At 70.0% G+C, this 18065-nt stretch carries 17 protein-coding genes; 12 read left to right on the top strand and 5 right to left on the bottom strand.

Features of this window, described 5'->3' with window-relative positions:
* Positions 1-127: 127 nt before the first annotated feature.
* On the top strand, positions 128-1132 hold the full coding sequence (locus tag ACF062_RS17800; RefSeq protein WP_392139119.1) for an RICIN domain-containing protein: 1005 nt from the start codon (positions 128-130) through the stop codon (positions 1130-1132).
* 257 nt (positions 1133-1389) lie between these two features.
* On the top strand, positions 1390-2460 hold the full coding sequence (locus ACF062_RS17795; protein WP_392139118.1) for a glycoside hydrolase family 5 protein: 1071 nt from the start codon (positions 1390-1392) through the stop codon (positions 2458-2460).
* A gap of 108 nt (positions 2461-2568) precedes the next feature.
* Here ACF062_RS17795 and ACF062_RS17790 read toward each other — a convergent pair whose 3' ends face one another.
* Together ACF062_RS17790 and ACF062_RS17785 are read right to left on the bottom strand one after the other, a co-directional pair.
* Complete coding sequence (locus ACF062_RS17790) at positions 2569-3597, bottom strand: LacI family DNA-binding transcriptional regulator (protein ID WP_392139116.1); 1029 nt, start codon at positions 3595-3597, stop codon at positions 2569-2571.
* Positions 3594-6086 (bottom strand): glycoside hydrolase family 2 protein, encoded by a 2493-nt coding sequence (locus ACF062_RS17785; RefSeq protein WP_392139114.1) that lies wholly within the window; start codon positions 6084-6086, stop codon positions 3594-3596. The genes ACF062_RS17790 and ACF062_RS17785 overlap by 4 nt, the downstream gene beginning before the upstream one ends.
* A gap of 268 nt (positions 6087-6354) precedes the next feature.
* On the opposite strand from ACF062_RS17785, the gene ACF062_RS17780 reads away from it, so the two are divergent.
* From ACF062_RS17780 to ACF062_RS17770, 3 genes are all read left to right on the top strand, one after another.
* Complete coding sequence (locus tag ACF062_RS17780; RefSeq protein ID WP_392139112.1) at positions 6355-7674, top strand: ABC transporter substrate-binding protein; 1320 nt, start codon at positions 6355-6357, stop codon at positions 7672-7674.
* A gap of 99 nt (positions 7675-7773) precedes the next feature.
* Positions 7774-8721 (top strand): carbohydrate ABC transporter permease, encoded by a 948-nt coding sequence (locus tag ACF062_RS17775; protein WP_392139111.1) that lies wholly within the window; start codon positions 7774-7776, stop codon positions 8719-8721.
* On the top strand, positions 8718-9560 hold the full coding sequence (locus ACF062_RS17770; RefSeq protein ID WP_392139109.1) for a carbohydrate ABC transporter permease: 843 nt from the start codon (positions 8718-8720) through the stop codon (positions 9558-9560). Before ACF062_RS17775 ends, ACF062_RS17770 begins: the two co-directional genes overlap by 4 nt.
* 27 nt (positions 9561-9587) lie before the next feature.
* Here the strand turns inward: ACF062_RS17770 and ACF062_RS17765 are convergent, their stop codons facing one another.
* Together ACF062_RS17765 and ACF062_RS17760 are read right to left on the bottom strand one after the other, a co-directional pair.
* On the bottom strand, positions 9588-10361 hold the full coding sequence (locus ACF062_RS17765; RefSeq protein ID WP_392139107.1) for a dienelactone hydrolase family protein: 774 nt from the start codon (positions 10359-10361) through the stop codon (positions 9588-9590).
* Positions 10358-10927 (bottom strand): DinB family protein, encoded by a 570-nt coding sequence (locus ACF062_RS17760; RefSeq protein ID WP_392139105.1) that lies wholly within the window; start codon positions 10925-10927, stop codon positions 10358-10360. The genes ACF062_RS17765 and ACF062_RS17760 overlap by 4 nt, the downstream gene beginning before the upstream one ends.
* Positions 10928-11120: 193 nt before the next feature.
* Here ACF062_RS17760 and ACF062_RS17755 point away from each other — a divergent pair, with 193 nt between their 5' ends.
* Positions 11121-11963 (top strand): RNA polymerase sigma factor SigF, encoded by an 843-nt coding sequence (locus ACF062_RS17755; protein ID WP_392139103.1) that lies wholly within the window; start codon positions 11121-11123, stop codon positions 11961-11963.
* 22 nt (positions 11964-11985) lie between these two features.
* Here the strand turns inward: ACF062_RS17755 and ACF062_RS17750 are convergent, their stop codons facing one another.
* A complete protein-coding gene (locus ACF062_RS17750; RefSeq protein WP_392139101.1) occupies positions 11986-13140 on the bottom strand; it encodes a PP2C family protein-serine/threonine phosphatase in 1155 nt (384 codons plus the stop codon).
* 121 nt (positions 13141-13261) lie between these two features.
* On the opposite strand from ACF062_RS17750, the gene ACF062_RS17745 reads away from it, so the two are divergent.
* The 6 genes from ACF062_RS17745 to ACF062_RS17720 all read left to right on the top strand — a co-directional run bounded on the left by ACF062_RS17745 (position 13262) and on the right by ACF062_RS17720 (position 18061).
* Complete coding sequence (locus ACF062_RS17745; protein ID WP_392139099.1) at positions 13262-13762, top strand: MarR family winged helix-turn-helix transcriptional regulator; 501 nt, start codon at positions 13262-13264, stop codon at positions 13760-13762.
* Positions 13763-14037: 275 nt separating this feature from the next.
* Positions 14038-14919, top strand: coding sequence for an STAS domain-containing protein (locus tag ACF062_RS17740; protein ID WP_392139098.1), 882 nt, complete (start codon positions 14038-14040; stop codon positions 14917-14919).
* Between the two features lie 8 nt (positions 14920-14927).
* Positions 14928-15323: an STAS domain-containing protein gene (locus tag ACF062_RS17735; protein ID WP_392139096.1), complete on the top strand. Its 396-nt coding sequence runs from the start codon at positions 14928-14930 to the stop codon at positions 15321-15323.
* The gene (locus ACF062_RS17730) at positions 15307-15789 is read left to right on the top strand and encodes an anti-sigma regulatory factor (RefSeq protein WP_392139094.1); all 483 of its coding nucleotides are present in this window, start codon (positions 15307-15309) and stop codon (positions 15787-15789) included. Before ACF062_RS17735 ends, ACF062_RS17730 begins: the two co-directional genes overlap by 17 nt.
* On the top strand, positions 15786-16796 hold the full coding sequence (locus ACF062_RS17725) for a SpoIIE family protein phosphatase (protein ID WP_392139093.1): 1011 nt from the start codon (positions 15786-15788) through the stop codon (positions 16794-16796). The genes ACF062_RS17730 and ACF062_RS17725 overlap by 4 nt, the downstream gene beginning before the upstream one ends.
* Entirely contained in the window at positions 16793-18061 is a 1269-nt protein-coding gene (locus ACF062_RS17720; protein ID WP_392139091.1) for a PP2C family protein-serine/threonine phosphatase, read from the top strand. Before ACF062_RS17725 ends, ACF062_RS17720 begins: the two co-directional genes overlap by 4 nt.
* Positions 18062-18065 lie beyond the last annotated feature (4 nt).

The following is an 18065-nucleotide window of genomic DNA, read 5'->3' as shown; positions in this document are numbered from 1 at the left end:
GCGGCCACGTCAGCCCCGCGTCAGCACCGCCGGGCAGCATCTGCGCCGCCATGCCCGCGTCCGTGCGAGCCGAGCCGGCGGCTCAGCCCGCCGGGGCGGGCCCGTTCCCACAGGGATGGAGAACTCCATGCTGAGGTTCCGTTCACCCCGTCCGTACGCGGCCGCCCCGCCCCTGGTCCTCGTTCTGGCGCTGGTTCTCGCCCTGCTGACGGTCGGCGGCCCGGCGGCCCGGCCCGCGACCGCCGCCGCGGGCCAGGGGATCAACATCGCCGCGACCCACACCGGCATGTGCCTGGAGGTGGCCACACAGGCGACCGGCGAGCCCGTCAGACAGCGGCGCTGCGCCGGGCGGGAGGGAGCGTCGTGGACCCTGCGGGAATCCGCGGTATACGGCGGGGCGGTGCAGATCGTCAGCGTCCTCAGCGGCAAGTGCATGGCGGTGGAGAACTCCAGCGCCGACAACGGAGCCGCCGTCGTACAGGCGGACTGCGACAACCGGCCCGGGACGAGCTTCCAGTTCGCGGACCACGAGGAAGCCGCGCTGGTACACCCGATGACGGCCGGACCGCGCAAGTGCCTTGAGGTCACCTCCTCCGCCACCACGGACGGCACGGCGCTGCGCCAGTGGTCCTGTGACCGTCAGCCGGGTGCGAACTTCGTCCAGGGGAACTTCCGGGGACTCCAGGAGGGCTGGATCAAGATCCGTCCGGCGAGCGCGCCCGGGCTGTGCCTGACCGAGGGGCGCGCCGGATTCCTGAACGCCCCGGTCGCCGTGCAGCGTTCGTGCGCGCAGGCCACGTCGCCGCGCACATACCTCGTCCCGCAGGGCAACGGCCTGTTCAAGTTGCAGTGGCACAGCACCCAGGCCGGCATCCGCTGCCTCACCATCTTCATCGTCAGCTCGGTGGCCGACATGCTGGAGCCCACGACCAACTGCGCGGGAGCCAACGTCTTCTACATCGAGGCGGTCGACACGCCCGTGCCCAACACCTACCGGATCTATACGCTCTACACGGCCGACCGGAAGTACTGCGTGGGGATCAGCGACAGTTCCACGGCCGAGGGCGCCACGGCCAAACAGGCCCCCTGCGCCGACCGCACCGACCAGGTGTTCTTCATCGACTCCGTGTGACGTCGGTCGACTCCCGTGTGCCGTCGACGACGGCGAAGGAGGAATCACTGAACTCCAGCTAAACTTAACCGGTTTGGCTCCTGCTGTTGTCTCCGTGGACGCCTCGTCCTAGCCTCTCTCCCAGTCGCCGGCCGAAGGGATTTTCCCCATCACCCCTTTTGTGGCGAAGTCATCAGCGGATGACTTTCCGGCGCATTCCCCATTCCGGCGTCTCGTGACACGTCGCACGCGCCACCACCCTGGGAGCAGTAATGAGAATGAGACTGGCCACCGCGGCGGGAGCGCTGCTGGCCCTCGCCGCGTCCGTACTGACCGCGCCCTCCCCCGCGCAGGCCGCGGATGACGGGGCCAGGAGCCGGGCCGAGGCGCAGAACGGGACACGGGCCGTACCGGGCTTCCACGTCATCGGAGGGCGCCTGCTCGACGCGACCGGCAAGGACTTCGTCCTGCGCGGCGTGAACCACGCCCACGCCTGGTATCCGAGCAGGACCGCGCAGGCGCTGAAGGACGTCAAGGCGCTCGGCGCCAACTCCGTACGTGTCGTACTCGCCACTGGTGACCGCTGGGCGAAGAACGACACCGCCGATGTCGCCGCCGTCGTCGCACAGTGCAAGCAGAACCGGCTCGTCTGCGTCCTGGAGGCCCACGACACCACCGGCTACGGCGAGCAGAGCGGAGCCATCTCCCTCGCGCGCGCCGTGGACTACTGGATCAGCGTCAAGGGCGCGGTGCAGGGCCAGGAGAAATACGTCATCCTGAACATCGGGAACGAGCCGCACGGCAATTCCGGCTACGCGTCATGGGCGTCCGACACCAAGAACGCCCTCGCCCGCATGCGCACGGCCGGGTTCCACCACACGCTCATGGCCGACGCCCCCAACTGGGGCCAGGACTGGTCGTTCACCATGCGCGACCGTGCCGCAGAGGTATTCGCCGCGGACCCTCGGCGGAACACGGTGTTCTCGGTCCACATGTACGGCGTATTCAACACGGCCGACAAAGTGAAAAGTTACCTCAACCGGTTCACCTCACAGCGTCTACCCATCGTCGTGGGCGAATTCGGTGACATGCACTCGGACGGTGACCCGGACGAGGCCGCCATCATGTCCACCGCGCGCCAACTCGGCGTGGGCTATCTCGGCTGGTCCTGGAGCGGCAACGGCGGCGGCGTCGAGTATCTGGACATGGCCACGGGCTTCGACGCCTCCCGGCTCACCTCCTGGGGGCAGCGGATCTTCTACGGCGCCGACGGCATCCAGCAGACCGCGAAGGAGGCCGGCGTCTTCACCGGCTCCCATGCGGCGAAGGGCAGCCGGGCTGACGGCTGACGGCTGACGGCTCGCGACGGTCACCGGCCATCGCCCGGCCGAAGGACCGAGGAGGGCCGCGTCCGCACCGGACACGGCCCTCCTCTGCCGCTACGAGAACCCGCCCCGCTACGAACCCGGCGCCGGCGCGGTGGAGCCACGCGGGGTCAGCGATGGCGTCGGCACCTGAAGGCCGCCCGTGTCGGTGCCGTTGACCACGTCGAAGAGGACACGTGCCACCTCGGCGCCGAACTGGTGCACGTCGTGGCTCATGGCCGACATCGTCGGGTGGGTGATCCGGCACAACTGCGAGTCGTCCCAGGCCAGCAGCGACAGATCGTCGGGGACGGTGAACCCCATCTCCGCGGCGACACCCGCGCCCGCGACGGCCATGATGTCGTTGTCGTAGACGATCGCAGTCGGCCGGTCGGCGGCGAGCAGCAGGGTGCGGGTGGCACGGGCCCCCTCCTTCTCGTCGAACCCCGTGGCGATCTGCCGCTCCTGGTGCAGCCCGAGTTCCCGGGTGACGGCGGTGAAGGCGCGGGCCCGGATCGCGCTGTGTCCGAGGTCGGCCGGGCCGCCGACACGGGCGATGCGCCGGTGCCCGAGGGCGGCGAGGTAACGGACGGCCTCGGCGACCGCGGACGCGTCGTCCGTCCATACCGCCGGGAAGGGCCCGGTGAGGGAGGGGTGCCCGACCGCCACGGCGGGCAGGCCGAGGCCCTGGAGGGAGGGGACCCTCGGGTCGTCCTCGCGGAAGTCCACCAGGATCGCGCCGGCGATCATCCGGCCGCGCCACCACTCCTTGTAGAGTGCGATCTCCTCGTCGAGGTCGCGCACCAGGCGCAGCAGCAGCGAGCACGACCGCTCCGCGAGGATGCTCTCGATGCCGGAGATGAAGTCCATGTAGAACGGTTCGAGGCCGAGCAGCCGGGCCGGCCGGCACAGGGCGAGCCCGACGATGTCGACCCGGCGGTTCGACAGGCTGCGGGCGGTGGCGCTGGGGGCCCAGCCCAGCTCGCGGGCGACCGTGAAGATCCGCTCGCGGGTGGCCTCGGAGACGCCGGGCTTGTGGTTGAAGGCGAGCGACACCGCCCCCTTGGAGACACCGGCCCGGGCCGCGACGTCCTTGATGGTGACGCGCTGGGTGCCGCTCACCTCACGTCCACGCAGAAGAGGGCGGCCCTGATGTCCTGGATGCCGACGGCGCCACAGCCGTGGACCCGGATGCGGGTCCGCTCACCCGGCAGCAGGGTCTGGCGACCGCTGTCGCAGGCGGCGGCCGGGCCGAGCCGGTCGGGCTGGAGCAGGAGGTCTCTGACGAGGGTATGGGCGCTCACCACGACGTCGACTCTATCCCCCGGCCCTGGCACCGGTTCCAGCGCGACGTCGTAGCGCGGCCGGGGGTACGCGAAGTCCTTGTCGGGCACGGGGAAGTGCAGGGCCCGCAGCCTTCCCTCACCGTCGCCGCCGTCGCCGCCGTCGCCGCCGTCACCGCCGTCGGCGACCAGGAACTCCTTGGCGGACCGCTCATCCGGTACGAGGCTCGCGGGCACCGCGAGCCGGGCGACGGACCGGGCGCCCGCGGCCACGTCGAGGACGGCCTCGTCGAGCGTGGCGCCCTCGGCGTCCAGCCGCCGCAGGGTCACCGTCGTACGCCAAGGTCGGGCGGACTGGTTGACCGCGGCGAGCACGAGTCCGTCGGCGCCCGGCTGGAGGGTCAGGAGCCGGTCGGCGTAGACGCGGCGCAGTTCGTGGTGGAGCGGCTTGAGGCGTCCGTCGCCGTCGATGGCGGACCAGGAGGTGACTGGCCAGCAGTCGTTGAGCTGCCAGACGACGGTTCCCGCGCACACCGGCCAGTGGGCGCGCCAGTGCTCGATGCCCGCGGCGACGGCGCGGGCCTGCACGAGCTGGGCCAGGTAGTGCCAGCGATCGAAGTCGCCCTCGGGCAGCGGGAAATGGCGGGCGATGCCGCGGTTCAGCTTGTCGTTCCCCTCCTCGGCCTTCTGGTGGTGGAGCATGCCCGGGGAGTCGGGGGCGAGTTCCTCGCCGGGCAGGGCGCGGCGCAGGGTGGCCGACGCGGGTGGGGCCTGCCAGCCGAACTCGGCGACGAAGCGCGGCACGCTCGCCCGGTACTCGGCGTAGTCCTGCCGGTTCCACACCTCCCAGGAGTGATGGGTGCCGTGGGCGGGGGCGTTGGGGTGGTGGTCCCAGGAGCCGGACCAGGGGCTGCCCGCGGTGTACGGGCGGGTGGGGTCGAGTTCGGCGACGACGCGGGGCAGCAGGCCGAGGTAGTAACCCTCACCCCAGGAGTCACCGGTGAGCCGCCCCTCCCAGTCCCAGTCGCGGAAGCCCCACAGGTTTTCGTTGTTGCCGTTCCACAGGACGAGCGAGGCGTGCGGCATGAGCCGGACAACGTTGTCGCGGGCCTCCGCCTCGACCTCTCCGCGCAGCGGCTGTTCCTCCGGGTAGGCGGAGCAGGCGAAGAGGAAGTCCTGCCAGACCATCAGGCCGAGCTCGTCGCAGGCGTCGTAGAAGGCCTCGTCCTCGTAGATGCCACCGCCCCACACCCTCACCAGGTCGACGTTGGCGTCGGCGGCCTGGGTCAGGCGCGTGCGGTAGCGCTCGGGGGTGATCCGGGAGGGAAAGGCGTCGTCGGGGATCCAGTTGACGCCGCGGGCGAAGATCCGTACGCCGTTGACCACGAGGGTGAAGCCCGTGCCGTGCTCGTCGGCCGAGCGGTCCAGCTCGACGGTGCGGAAGCCGATCCGGCGGTGCCAGGTGTCGAGAATGCCGCTGTCGTCGCTGTCGTCCCTGTCGTCGTGGTCGTCCCTGTCGTCGTGGTCGTCGCTGTCGTCGCGCAGGGTGAGGCGGAGGTCGTACAGGGGCTGTTCGCCGTAGCCGCGGGGCCACCACAGACGCGGGTCGGGGACGTCGAGGCGCAGCACCGCCTCGTCACCGGTGACGACGGTTTCGGCGCGGACGCCGGCCACCTCGGCCTCGGCGTGCAGCGTGCGTCCCCGCCCCTGCGGGGTGCGTTCCAGTTCAAGCCGCAGCTCGACCCGGCCGGTCTCCCCCTCCACCGTGACCAGGGGGCGCACGCGGGCGAGGCGCGCTGTGGACCAGTGCTCGAGCCGCACCGGCCGCCAGATGCCCGCGGTGACCAGTGTCGGGCCCCAGTCCCAGCCGAAGTTGCACGCCATCTTGCGGATGTACTGCGAGGGCTCGGGATAGACGTTGGGCCGCTCCCCCGTCACCGCCCGGACGGCAGCGGCCTCGTCGTAGGCGGAGGCGAAGCGGACCTCCAGTTCGCCGGTGCGTCCCGTGACGTCGAACCGGTACCCGCGGTGCATGTTGCGGGTGGTGCCGACGGGGCGGCCCGCGAGGGTGATGCAGGCGGCCGTGTCGAGGCCCTCGAAGACGAGGTCGGTGCGCTGGTGGCCGCTGTCGTTGTCGAGACGCCGGACGTAGGTCCAGGCGCGGCGCCCCACCCACGCGGCGTCCGTTTCGTTGCCGCCGATGAAGGGGTCCGCGAGGGCCTGCGCCGCCAGCAGGTCGGTGTGGACGCAGCCGGGCACCCGGGCCTCAAGGAGTTCCTCCCCGTGGCGCAGCCGCCAGCCCTCGGTGAGCTGGGTGACGTCCTTCATGGTGCGGCTCCAATCGCCTGACTCAGGCCGGTCAAGGGATAACGGCGGACAACCTAACGCGCTGATCAGCACCTGTCCATAAACCGGTCTAGTTACGACCCCTTGGAAAAACGGAGGCGGAGTCGCATGTCAGTTGCCCCCCCCAAGAGACGTCGGTAACAATTGCGCATCGCGCCCGCATTCTTAGCTTTACCGGTTCAGGAGCGGCTGACATAGTGCCGACATCCCACTCGCAGAGCTGAGCCGCAACCCTGAAGGAGCCGGGCACATGGGGAAGAAGAAGACGCTGACGGGAGCGCTTCTGGTCGCCGCGACACTGACCGTCGCCGGGTGCGGTGGCGGAGGGACGGCCTCCGGTGAGACGGCGAAGTCACCGGCCGATCCGGCCGACGCCTCGGGCACCATCAAGGTCCTCACCCACCGCACCGACCTCGTCCAGAACGGGACGATGGACAAGTACGCCGCCGAGTTCAACAAGACCTACCCCAAGGTGAAGGTCGAGTTCGAGGCCCTCACCGACTACGAGGGGGAGGTCAAGATCCGGATGAACACCGACGACTACGGCGACGTCCTGATGATCCCGGCCGCCGTGGCCAAGAACGACTACCCGAAGTTCTTCGCCCCGCTGGGCTCCGCCGCCGAACTGGCGGACACCTACCGCTTCAGCGACAAGACGACGGTCGGCGAGAAGGTCTACGGCATCGCCCAGTTCGGCACGGCCAACGGCTTCGTCTACAACAAGGCCGTCTGGAGGAAGGCCGGCGTCAGCGAGCCGCCGGCCACCCCGCGGGAGTTCCTCGCCGGCCTGAAGGCGGTCAGGGCGAAGACGGACGCCCTGCCGTACTACACGAACTTCAAGGACGCCTGGCCGCTGACCGCCTGGAGCAACAACATCGGCTCCGTCACCTGTGACGCCGAGGCCACGGACAAGCTCGCGGGCGCGGTCTCCCCCTGGAAGCGGGGCGGCGAGCTGCACACCATCGACTCGCTGCTCCACGACATCGTCAAGGGCGGACTCTCGGAGAAGGACCCCAGCACCACCAACTGGGAGGCCTCCAAGGGGCTGATCGCCGAAGGAGAGGTCGCCACCATGCAGTTGGGCTCATGGGCGATCACCCAGCTCCGTGACGCGGCCGTGAAGGCCGACACCGACCCCGACGACATCGGCTTCATGCCCTTCCCCGTGCGGAAGGACGGCAAGCACTGCGCCGTCCTCGCCAGCGACTACCAGCAGGCGGTCAACGCCCACTCGTCGCACAAGACCGCCGCCCGTGCCTGGATCGACTGGTTCACCGAGAAGTCCGGCTACTCCACGAAGGAGGGCGCCGTCCCGACCCTGAGGTCCGCTCCGATGCCAAACACCCTGAAGGACTTCGTTGACAACGATGTCACCTTCCTGGAGCGCTCCGAGGCGAAGACCGGCGAGGTCAACACGATCGACAACGCGGCCGAGATCGGCCTCAACAAGCCCGACTACCGCCAGAAGCTCGTCGACCTCGCGCGGGGTGCGCAGCAGGGCAGCGTCGACGACTACTTCGCGGACCTCGACAAGCGGTGGAACGAGGCGGCCGGGACCGCCGGTTCCTGACCGGCGCCGGTTCCTTCGGCCCGGCCGTCGGTGCGGGTCCCGTCGCCACCGGGCGGGGCCCGCCGCACGCCGTACACCCGCGAAGACGAGAGGTCCGAGATGACAGAGACGACCGAGACGCCCCCCGTGGCGCCGGCGAAAGCGCCACGCGCCACCGTGCCGCCCCGCATGGGCCGGGGCGGCCGGCTGCCGCGCGGGCTCACCCCGTGGCTCTTCCTGGCCGTCCCGCTGGCCCTGCTGATCACGTTCACCTATGTGCCCGTCGGGAACATGATCTTCTACAGCTTCACCGACTGGGACGGCGTCAGCCCCGACCGCCGCTTCACCGGCGTCGACAACTACGAGCAGATCCTCACCCGCCCCGAGCTGTTCCGCGTGTTCTTCGTCAGCTTCTACTACCTGGCCGCGTCGGCCGTGCAGATCGTGATTGCCCTGTACTTCGCCACGGTCCTCAGCTTCGACCTGCGCTTCCGCAACCTCTTCAAGGGGATCCTCTTCTTCCCCTACCTGATCAACGGCGTGGCCATCGGCTTCGTCTTCCTCTACTTCTTCCAGGACGGGGGCACGCTCGACTCGGTCCTGTCGTGGTTCGGCGCCGGCTCCGGCCACGCCTGGCTCGGCGACCCCGCCTCGGCGAACACCTCGCTGGCCGGGGTCTCCGTATGGCGTTTCACCGGGCTGAACTTCGTGCTGTTCCTCGGCGCCATCCAGTCGATCCCCGCCGAGCTCTACGAGGCGGCCCAGCTGGACGGGGCGACGCGCCGACAGCAGTTCCGGCACATCATCGCGCCGAGCATCCGGCCGGTCATCAGCCTGAGCGTCATCCTGGCGATCTCCGGGTCACTTGCGGTCTTCGAGATCCCGTACATCATGACCGGCGGTGCGACCGGCACGACGACGTTCGTGATCCAGACGGTCAAGCTCGCCTTCCAGTTCAACAAGACCGGTCTGGCCTCGGCCGCCGCCGTCCTCCTGCTCCTCATCATCTTGCTGATCACCTGGATCCAGCGCCGCCTCGTGCCCGACGAGAAGGTGGACCTCGTATGACCACGCCCATGCCCGCCCGCCGCCGGATCGCACCCGCCCTGACCTATCTGTCGTTGATCGTCGCGTCCCTGGTCGTGCTGGTCCCGCTCGCCGTCGTCCTCCTCACCTCCCTCAAGACGTCCGAGGAGGTCAGCGACGGCGGCCCGCTGTCACTGCCGGGCGACTGGCTCAACTTCGACAACTACGCGACGGCGTTCACGGACGGCAAGCTGCTGTCCGCCTTCGCCAACACCGCCTTCATCCTGCTGTTCTCCATCACGGGGACGGTGCTCATCGGCTCGATGACCGCGTACGCCGTCGACCGCTTCGACTTCCGCGCGAAGAAGCCGGTCATGGCCCTGTTCCTGATCGCCACCCTGGTGCCCGGGGTCACCACACAGGTCGCGACCTTCCAAGTGGTCAACGGCTTCGGGCTGTTCAACAGCATCTGGGCGCCGGTCATGTTGTACATGGGGACGGACATCGTCTCGATCTACATCTTCCTCCAGTTCATCCGGGGCATCCCGGTCTCGCTCGACGAGGCCGCGCGCCTCGACGGGGCGAACTCCCTCACCATCTACTGGAAGATCGTCCTGCCGCTGCTGAAACCGGCGATCGCCACGGTCGTCATCATCAAGGGCATCACCGTCTACAACGACTTCTACATTCCCTTCCTCTACATGCCGTCCGAGGAGTTGGGCACCATCTCCACCGCCCTGTTCCGCTTCAAGGGCCCGTTCGGCGCGCACTGGGAGCACATCTCGGCCGGCACGATCCTGGTGATCGTCCCGACCCTCCTCGTCTTCCTCTTCCTCCAGCGCTACATCTACAACGGCTTCGCACGGGGCGCGACCAAGTGACCTTCAGGGCGAGGGCCGCGCCCGGTATCAGCCGGCGGCCAGGGTGCGGTCGAGGAGAGGGAGCAGGCGGTCCCAGTGGCGCCGCAGAGCCGAGGCGTCGAAGGCGTCGGTGTCGGACATGGTGAAGCCGTGGACGGTGCCGGGGTAGACCTCCGAGGTGTAGTCGATCCCTGCCACGTCCAGGGCCCCGTCGAGCTCCCTGATCGTCTCGGGCGACATGTCGCTCTCGGCGAGCCCGAGGTGGACCTGGGCGGTGAGCCGCGAGAAGAGACGGTGCGGGCTGTCGGGCGCCTCGGTGACCAGGGGGCTGGGATGGAACCCGGCGACGGCGGCCACCTGTTCGGGGTGGGCCGCCGCGGTGCGCACCGCGAGGACGGCGCCCATGCAGTAGCCGACGGCGGCGACCGGTCCGGCGGCGACCTCCGGCCGGCTGGTGAGGAAGCCGAGGTAGGCCTCGGCGTCGCGCAGGGCGCGCTCGGTGGTGTGGGCCTGGGCCAGGGGCATCACTCGGGCGAAGACGCCCGGCCGCTCCTCCTCCCCGATGTGCTCGGGAAGCTCGATCACCGGTGCGGGGCCGTGCCGGTAGTAGATGTTGGGGACGAGCACGTAATACCCGTGCCCGGCCAGTTCGCCGGCCATCTTCTCCAGCACCGGCCGCGTACCGAAGGCGTCGGTGTACAGCAGTACACCCGGGTGCCGCCCGGGCCGGTCGGGGAAGGCGGCGAACGCGTCGGCACGGCCGTCCGGGGTGGGGATCTCCAGCGTCCTGGTCGCGGAGCCGGTGCCCTCTCGCCGGGTCACTGGCCCACCCGTCCGTCGACGCACTCACGGAGCAGGTCGGCATGCCCGCAGTGCCGGGCGTACTCCTCGATCCTGTGCACCATCAGCTCCCGGACCGCGATGCCCTCCTTGCCCAGACGCTCGCCCAGGTCCTCGTGTTCGGCCAGCGCCGCGTCGGTCGCGGCCTGCTCACGTTCCAGGGCGCTGTACGCGGCGTCGACCTCGGCCTGCTCGGCCACCGCTCCGTCGAAGTCGCCGTCGGGCTCGCCGTACAGCGTCGGCAGCGGGTCGCCCTCGCTGATCCAGTTCAACCAGTCGCGTTCCGCCTCGGCGAGATGGCGGATCAGGCCCAGCAGCGACATGGTCGAAGGCGGAACCGAGCGGCGGGCCAGCTGCTCCGCGTTCAGGCCCTCGCACTTCATGCGCAGGGTCAAGCGGTAGCCCGCCAGGAAGTCCTGGAGCGTCGCCAGCTCGCCGTCCGGGCTCACTCCTCGGTTCTCGCGAGGATCGTCGTTCGGGTCGGCCCACATGTCGGGGTAGACGGTCGCTCTGCTCCATCGCTCAGGTCGATCATTCATGCGTGCCATATTCGTCCGTCGAGGGGCGGGCGCGCCAGTGTTTAAGGACCGAGGACCTGAACGTACGTACGATCCCTGATGTGCTGTCACGCGGACAGCCACTGCGCCCGACGTGAATGAAGCGAACGGGCCGGGGTAGTCGCGGATCACCAGCCCCCAGGGACTGACAGGGCTGACCGGACAGGGAGGGAAACACATCACCATGGCGACCACAACGCAGGCAGTGACCGAAAGCGAGCAATTGCCGGAGATCACCGCGCCGCAGTCGGTGGCCCCGCAGGATGCCCGGGCCCTGTCGAAGCTGTTCTTCGGCCGGCTCGCCACGGTGGAAGAGGGAACCGCCGAGTACCAGTACGCGCGGAACACCCTGATCGAGATGAACATGTCCCTGGTCCGCTACGCGGCGGGACGCTTCCGCAACCGGTCCGACGACATGGAGGACATCGTCCAGGTCGGCATGATCGGTCTGATCAAGGCCATCGACCGCTTCGAGCTGTCCCGCGACACCCAGTTCGCCACCTTCGCCGTGCCGTACATCGTCGGTGAGATCAAGCGGTTCTTCCGTGACACCTCCTGGGCGGTGCACGTCCCCCGTCGGCTGCAAGAGGCCCGGGTGGAGCTGGCCAAGGCCACGGAGGAGCTCAGGACGCGGCTCGGCCGGGCCCCCCGGGTCGCCGAACTGGCCGCCCTGATGGACCTGAGCGAGGACGAGGTCGTCGAGGCCCAGGTGGCCGCCAACGGCTACAACTCCACCTCCCTGGACGCGGCCGTGCACGGTGACCCCGACGAGGGCGAGGCCGCCCTCGCCGACTTCATCGGCGAAGAGGACCCCGCGCTGGAGCTCGTGGAGGACTTCCACACACTGGCTCCCCTGATCGCCGAACTCGAAGAGCGCGACCGGGAGATCCTCCACCTGCGGTTCGTCGACGAGCTGACCCAGTCCCAGATCGGCGAACGTCTCGGCGTCTCGCAGATGCATGTCTCCCGGTTGCTGACCCGCACGCTGAAGCGCCTGCGCGCGGGCATGCTCACCCCTGCCGAGTGATGCGCCCGACGGGGGCCACACCTCAGGGGCGGCCCCGCCAGTCGAGGCACACGATCAGGGCGTCGTCGTCGGCGGCGATCGGGCCGCGGTGACCTGAGAGTTCGTGGAGCACGGCGCGCGGGACCTGCGAGGGTGGCAGCAGGCGGGAGTTGGTCATCGCCCGGGTGAGCGCGCGCTCGCTGTAGCGCTCCCCCGTCGGCGACGCCACGTCGTAGACACCGTCGCTGACGAACAACAGCCGGTCCCCGGAGCTGACCTGGAAGTGCTCCGCGGTGTAGGGCGTGTCCTCGGACATGCCGAGCGGCAGCTGCGCGTCCAGGGCGACGGGCTCGGCCCTGCCGTTGCGCATGCGCCACATCTTCGGGGAGCCCGCGTCGATGATCTCCGTCTCCCCCGTGGCGAGATCGAAGCGCAGGAGCAGCATCGAGAGATGGACGGCGCCTTGGTAGTGCCCGTACACGGCCTGGTCGGCCAGGCAGGCCTGGTCGCTCAGCGAGAGTCCGGCGCGGCGGGCGTTGCGCAGCGCGTTGACGGCCAGGCTGGTGAGCAGGGCGGCTTCGATGCCCTCGCCCATGCCGTTGGTGACGGTGAGCGTGAGGTGGTCGGCGGAGGCCGACCAGTCGAAGTTGTCGCCGTGGATGGCGTAGGCCGGTTCGAGCTGGGCCCCGATGTCGTACTCGGGGCGGGAGCAGGAGCGGCCCGGCAGCAGCTGCCACTGCATCTCGGCGGCGAGGGTGAGCCGGTCGGCGCGCCGTGCCTGGAGATAGAGATCGGTGTCGCGCTCGGCCACGACGATCTCGTGGCCGAGGACCTCCGCCACGTCGGCGAGTTCCCGCAAGGTGGCGGGGTCGCAGGCCTCGGCCGGCAGACAGACGCTGAGGATGCCGATGCGGTCGCCGCGCACGCTGACGGGGAGGTGGGCGGTGCACAGTCCGCCGCGGCCGCCGGCTTCGACGTACGGTTCCTGCGCCCCGAAGGCCCGGCCGGGGGCGCTGGTGTGGATCGGCACGGGGGCCGCCGTGTGCGGAAGGGCGTTGACCGGTTGGAGTATGGTCATCGCGTAGTCGGCCATGAGCAGGTCGACCTTGCGGGCTGTGTAGTGGACGGTGAGCGTGTCCTGCACTGCGTCGAGAAGAGCGTGCGGTGCGGAGGTGCGCAGGGCGCGCTCCACAGCCATGAATCTGTCCACCGGTCGGGTACCACCTGTTCCTGTTCGGGATGAGAGTGCGAGAGGGAGCCGAGGGCCTGCCATGCCTCAGCGACTGACAGGGCCACTGCGAAGTGTCACAGTTGAGGGCATGGATTCCGAAACTTCCGTCAGGGGCGGCCAGAATGCGGCCGCGCATGCTGCCCGGGAAGTCATCGAAGTGCTCGAGGTGCTGTGGAGCAGGGGCAGGGATCTCACTCCGACCGCACCGGTGTCGTCGTCACAGTTGCGCGTGCTGTACGCGCTGGACGGCGCTCAGGGGATCAACTTGCGAACGCTCGGTGAGTTCCTGGGATCTGCGCCGTCCTCGGTGAGTCGTATGTGTGACCGTCTTCACGCCCTGGGCTTCATCGAGCGGTCCCTCAGCCCGGCCAGCCGCCGCGAGCTCGAACTCCGCCTGTCGAGCCGGGGAGAAAATTACCTCACCGAGCTGCGGGCCCGACGCGAGAGTGCGCTGCTGGAAGCCATCTCGGCGATGCGGCCGGCGGAACGTGCCGCCCTGGTGCGGGGGCTGGACGGCTTCCATCGTGCGGTGGAACACACCGCGCCGGGGCGCACACCGGCGGGTGACCGCTCGGCCGAGCCCGCCTGAACCACCGCGCTGTCCGGCCCCTGGGGGATGTGGTGACGGCTCTCTCGATGACGTGGGTTTACTTTCGGCACTCCTAGGTACACACAGACGGTTGTGAAGGGTCGACTCCTGTGAGGTTCAGGTGCGTTCGATGTCGAGGCGCGGTCGGTGGTCGGGTACGGACGGCAACCGTGCGGCTCAGCGACGTAGTTGACGTCTCGTTACGGTCCGCCTTCGGAAGATCGCCGCCCTCGGTTAACATTTGCCGTGCGACAACAATTGCTAAGGTGGATGGAATGAACACCAGTGAGTCCGAGGCCCGGTTGCGCGTCAGCACGGCCCTGCGGGAGCAGGGCGAGAAAGTGGCCGATCGGTGGGTGCAACTCCAGTCGGAGCAGGCCATCCTGGAGACGGGCATCACCGAGGCCGAGCTGAACGAAGAAGCAGACTCCTTGGTCGAAGCGCTGCTCGCCGGTCTTGAGACGGACATTCCCGTCCAGGACGTGGTCACCACGCACCCCGGCCTGCGCCAGGCCGTCACGGACCTGTCGATGCGCCGCGCGCGCGGCGGCGCGACGCCCACGGCGACCTCCCCGGCGATATTGGCGCTGAAGGAGGCGCTGCTGGAAGCGGTGCAGTCCGATACACGTGACGTCACCGCGCTCTACCACGCGGCGCTCTTCATCAACCGCCTGCTCGACACCGCGGGCGCGATGTCCTTCGAGATCTACGTGGAGGGCCGCGAGGAGATCATCCGGCGCCAGAGCCGCCAGCTCCTGGAAGTGTCCACGCCCGTGGTGCGCATCTGGGACCGGGTCCTTGCCGTGCCGCTGATCGGGACGCTCGACACGACCCGGACGCAGGTGGTGATGGAGAACCTGCTGGAGGCCATCGAGCGGGACGAGGCGCAGGTCGCGATCATCGACATCACGGGTGTGCCGACGGTGGACACCGCGGTCGCGCACCACCTGATGCAGACGGTCAACGCGGTACGGCTGATGGGCGCCGACTGCGTGATCAGCGGCATCCGTCCGCCGATCGCCCAGATCATCGCGCAGCTCGGCATCGACCTGTCGGCCATCCTGACGCGGGCGACGCTGGCGGACGCGCTGGCCGCCGCCATCCCGCTGCTGACGGACCAGCCGGTCCACCAGTCCTCGCTCGCGGACGTACGGTGAGCGGCGGCTTGAGCGGCGTTCCCATCCTGCGCCTCGGTGATGTGCTGGTCACCGGTCTGCTCAACGAGCTCGACGACAAGGCCGCGATCGCCTTCACCGAGGAGCTGACGGAGCGCATCGTCGCCGACCGGGCGCGCGCCGTGCTCATCGACATCTCGCGGCTGGAGCTCATCGACTCGTTCGTGGCGCGCACGCTCATGGAACTGACCACCACGGCACGTCTGCTGGGGGCCAGGGTCATAGTGGCCGGCATGCGACCCGCGGTCGCGATCACCCTGGTGGAACTGGGGTTGCAACTGTCCGGTGTGGAGACCACCCTCAACGCGGAGCAGGGCATGATCGCGTTGGGTTGGCAGCCGGCCTCCCGACCCCCAAAGGGGGGCCCCGTTGACCCTCTACGGTGACCTCGAAGAGACGCCGGCCCTCTCCTCCCCCACGCGCGCCGAGAGCCCCTCGGGCAGCGACGGCGGGCGCGCCGTCCACGCCATCCGGGCGGAGGAGGACCTGCTGACGGCGCGGCACGCGGTGCGGGAGGCGACCTTGCGGGCCGGCTTCGGACTCGTGGACCAGACGCGCATCGTCACGGCCGCCAGTGAGTTGGCCCGCAACGCCTACGTGCACGGCGGCGGCGGCAACCTCACCCTGGAGATCGTGCAGAAGGGCGGTCGCCGGGGCCTGAAGCTGGTGGTGAGCGATCAGGGGCCGGGCATCCCGGACATCGAGCAGGCGTTCACCGACGGTTTCACCACCGGCGCGGGCCTTGGGCACGGTCTGGGTGGTGCGCGGCGCCTCATGGACGAGTTCCATGTGTGGTCCTCCCCGGGCCGGGGCACGACCGTGACCGCCGTGCGCTGGAACGGACGCGGGTGAACAGCAGCGTCGCGGCCCGTACTCTGCACATCGCCATCGACCATCCGAGCGCTGTGCAGAGTGCGGCCGACCATGCCCGTTCCCTCGCCTCCGCCTGCGCCATGAAGGGCGTGCTGCCGGACCAGGCGGCCGTCCTGGCCAGCGAGTTGGCCAGTAACATCGTCAAGCACGCCCGCAATGGCGCCCTGTTCGTCCACCGGGCGCCGCTCGGCGGCGGCCTCGACGTCCTGGCCGTCGACACCGGCCCCGGCATGGCGGACATCGGCCTGAGCCTCACGGACGGGTACAGCACCACCCGGACGATGGGCGCCGGTCTGGGTGCCGCGCGCCGGATCGCCACGGACTTCGCCATCCGCTCCGAGGCAGGGCTCGGCACACTCGTCCACGCCCGCCTCGCCGGGCCCGACGCCCCGCCGCGCGGGGCGGCACTGGGGGCGCTGTGCCTGCCCGCCGACGGTGAGGAAGCGAGCGGCGACGGGTACGCCGTCGCCGAAGCCCGCGGCGTCCGGACCGCGTTGGTGATCGACGGTCTCGGCCACGGCCCCGAGGCCGCCATGGCGGCGCAGCGTGCCGAGCGTACGTTCCTAATGGACCCGGCCGCCCCGCTCGCGGACATCCTGACCGCGCTGCACAAGGCCCTGCGGCACACGCGCGGTGCCGCCGCGGCCGCGCTGCGCATCGCGGCCGGGCGGGCCGAGTTCTGCGGTGTCGGCAACGTCCGCGCCGTGGCGCTCTCCCCCGAAGGCGTACACCACCAGTTCACCGGGCAGGCCGGAATCATCGGTTACACCCTCCCCAAGCCCAGGAGCCGGTTCGTGGACCTGCCGGAGCACACCACGGTGGCCGTGCACACCGACGGGATCGACCACCGGTGGACGCAGGCCCCCACGCCCGCGCGTCTCACGCTGCCTCCGGCACTCCTCGCCGCCTCCTTGACCCACACCCATCGCCGGCGTCGTGACGACGCCACCGTCCTTGCCCTTGGCCCCCACATGGGAATGAGATGACCCGCGAAACCTTCCGTACGCTCACGGCTCTGCGGCACACCGTGCGCAGCATCGCCCTGGGGCACCGGTTGCCCGCCGACGACCGGGCGCGCCTCGTCCTGTCGCTGAGCGAGGTGGCCGCCCCGGTCCTCGGTGGCGGCCGCCCCGTCACCCTGCTGAGCGGACGCGAGACGGGCGAGGACGGGGCCCACCGCCTGACGCTGGCCCTGCGCCTGCCCCAGCAGAGCGCCGGCGCCGACGTGGTGCCCGACCGGCTGCCGCTGCGCGCGCGGACCCGGTCGGACGGCACGGTGGTGTGGGACCTCCCGCTGCCGCCCACGGGTGCGCACGGCCACCCGGTGCCCACCATCGGGCAGCAGGCGAGCCGTTCCGCGGCGGCGCAGAGCAGCGAGGCGGACATCGCGCTGCTGGAGGAGGAGCTCCGCGCGGCGCTGGCCCGCGCCGACGCCCTGGCGGACGAGCACCGGATGCTCAAGCACGAACTGGCCGAGACCAACAGCGGGGTCCTGGCCCTGTACGTGCAGCTGGAGGAGCGCGACGAGCAGCTGCGGACGGCGCACGGCCGCACCCTGCGCGCCCTGGAGGACGCGCTGCGTCCCAGACCCCTGCATGTCGACGGCCTCGAACTGGCCGTGCACTACGCCCCGGCGAGCGACGAGGCGCCCACCGGCGGCGACCTGTACGACTGGTTCACCCTCCCGGACGGCACGGTCCACATCACCGTCGTCGACGCGCTCGGGCACGGGATCACCAGTACGCGCACCGCGTTGACCGTCACCCACGCGGTGCGCACCCTCGCCCTGGAAGGGCACCCGCTGGAGAGCATCGTGGCGCGTACGGACAGCGTCCTCGCGCCCTTCGACCAGAGCGTCATGGCCACCCTGCTGCTGGCCCGGCTGAACCTCGCCGACGGGCAGCTCACCTTGGCCAACGGCAGCCATCCGCCCGCCCTCCTGGCCCACGGCGACGGCACCGCCAGCTACTTGGAGGTGCGCGGACGGGGCATCGGCTTCCCCATGCCCGGCAGCGACCGTGTCCTGACGGCGACCATGGAACCCGACGACGTGCTGCTGCTCTACACCGACGGCCTCACCGAGAGCCGCAGGGACCCCTGCGAAGGCGAGGCCCGGCTCAAAGAAGCCCTGTGCCGCCATCGCGCGCGACCGACCGAGCAGATCCCGGGCCTGCTGGCCGAGGACCTGCTCAGCGATGTCCTCCACCAGGACGACACGCTGGCGATCGCGGTGCGGCGCACGGGGGCGTAGGCCT

This window comes from Streptomyces sp. NPDC015345, assembly GCF_043078805.1.
Classification (GTDB): domain Bacteria; phylum Actinomycetota; class Actinomycetes; order Streptomycetales; family Streptomycetaceae; genus Streptomyces.
This window is presented reverse-complemented; position numbering and strand designations above follow the sequence as displayed.

Coding starts and splice junctions, on each gene's coding strand:
- ACF062_RS17800 (WP_392139119.1), top strand. CDS start 128: ATGCTGAGGTTCCGTTCACCCCGTCCGTACGCGGCCGCCCCGCCCCTG.
- ACF062_RS17795 (WP_392139118.1), top strand. CDS start 1,390: ATGAGACTGGCCACCGCGGCGGGAGCGCTGCTGGCCCTCGCCGCGTCC.
- ACF062_RS17785 (WP_392139114.1), bottom strand. CDS start 6,086: ATGAAGGACGTCACCCAGCTCACCGAGGGCTGGCGGCTGCGCCACGGG.
- ACF062_RS17780 (WP_392139112.1), top strand. CDS start 6,355: ATGGGGAAGAAGAAGACGCTGACGGGAGCGCTTCTGGTCGCCGCGACA.
- ACF062_RS17775 (WP_392139111.1), top strand. CDS start 7,774: ATGACAGAGACGACCGAGACGCCCCCCGTGGCGCCGGCGAAAGCGCCA.
- ACF062_RS17770 (WP_392139109.1), top strand. CDS start 8,718: ATGACCACGCCCATGCCCGCCCGCCGCCGGATCGCACCCGCCCTGACC.
- ACF062_RS17760 (WP_392139105.1), bottom strand. CDS start 10,927: ATGGCACGCATGAATGATCGACCTGAGCGATGGAGCAGAGCGACCGTC.
- ACF062_RS17755 (WP_392139103.1), top strand. CDS start 11,121: ATGGCGACCACAACGCAGGCAGTGACCGAAAGCGAGCAATTGCCGGAG.
- ACF062_RS17750 (WP_392139101.1), bottom strand. CDS start 13,140: ATGGCTGTGGAGCGCGCCCTGCGCACCTCCGCACCGCACGCTCTTCTC.
- ACF062_RS17745 (WP_392139099.1), top strand. CDS start 13,262: ATGGATTCCGAAACTTCCGTCAGGGGCGGCCAGAATGCGGCCGCGCAT.
- ACF062_RS17740 (WP_392139098.1), top strand. CDS start 14,038: ATGAACACCAGTGAGTCCGAGGCCCGGTTGCGCGTCAGCACGGCCCTG.
- ACF062_RS17720 (WP_392139091.1), top strand. CDS start 16,793: ATGACCCGCGAAACCTTCCGTACGCTCACGGCTCTGCGGCACACCGTG.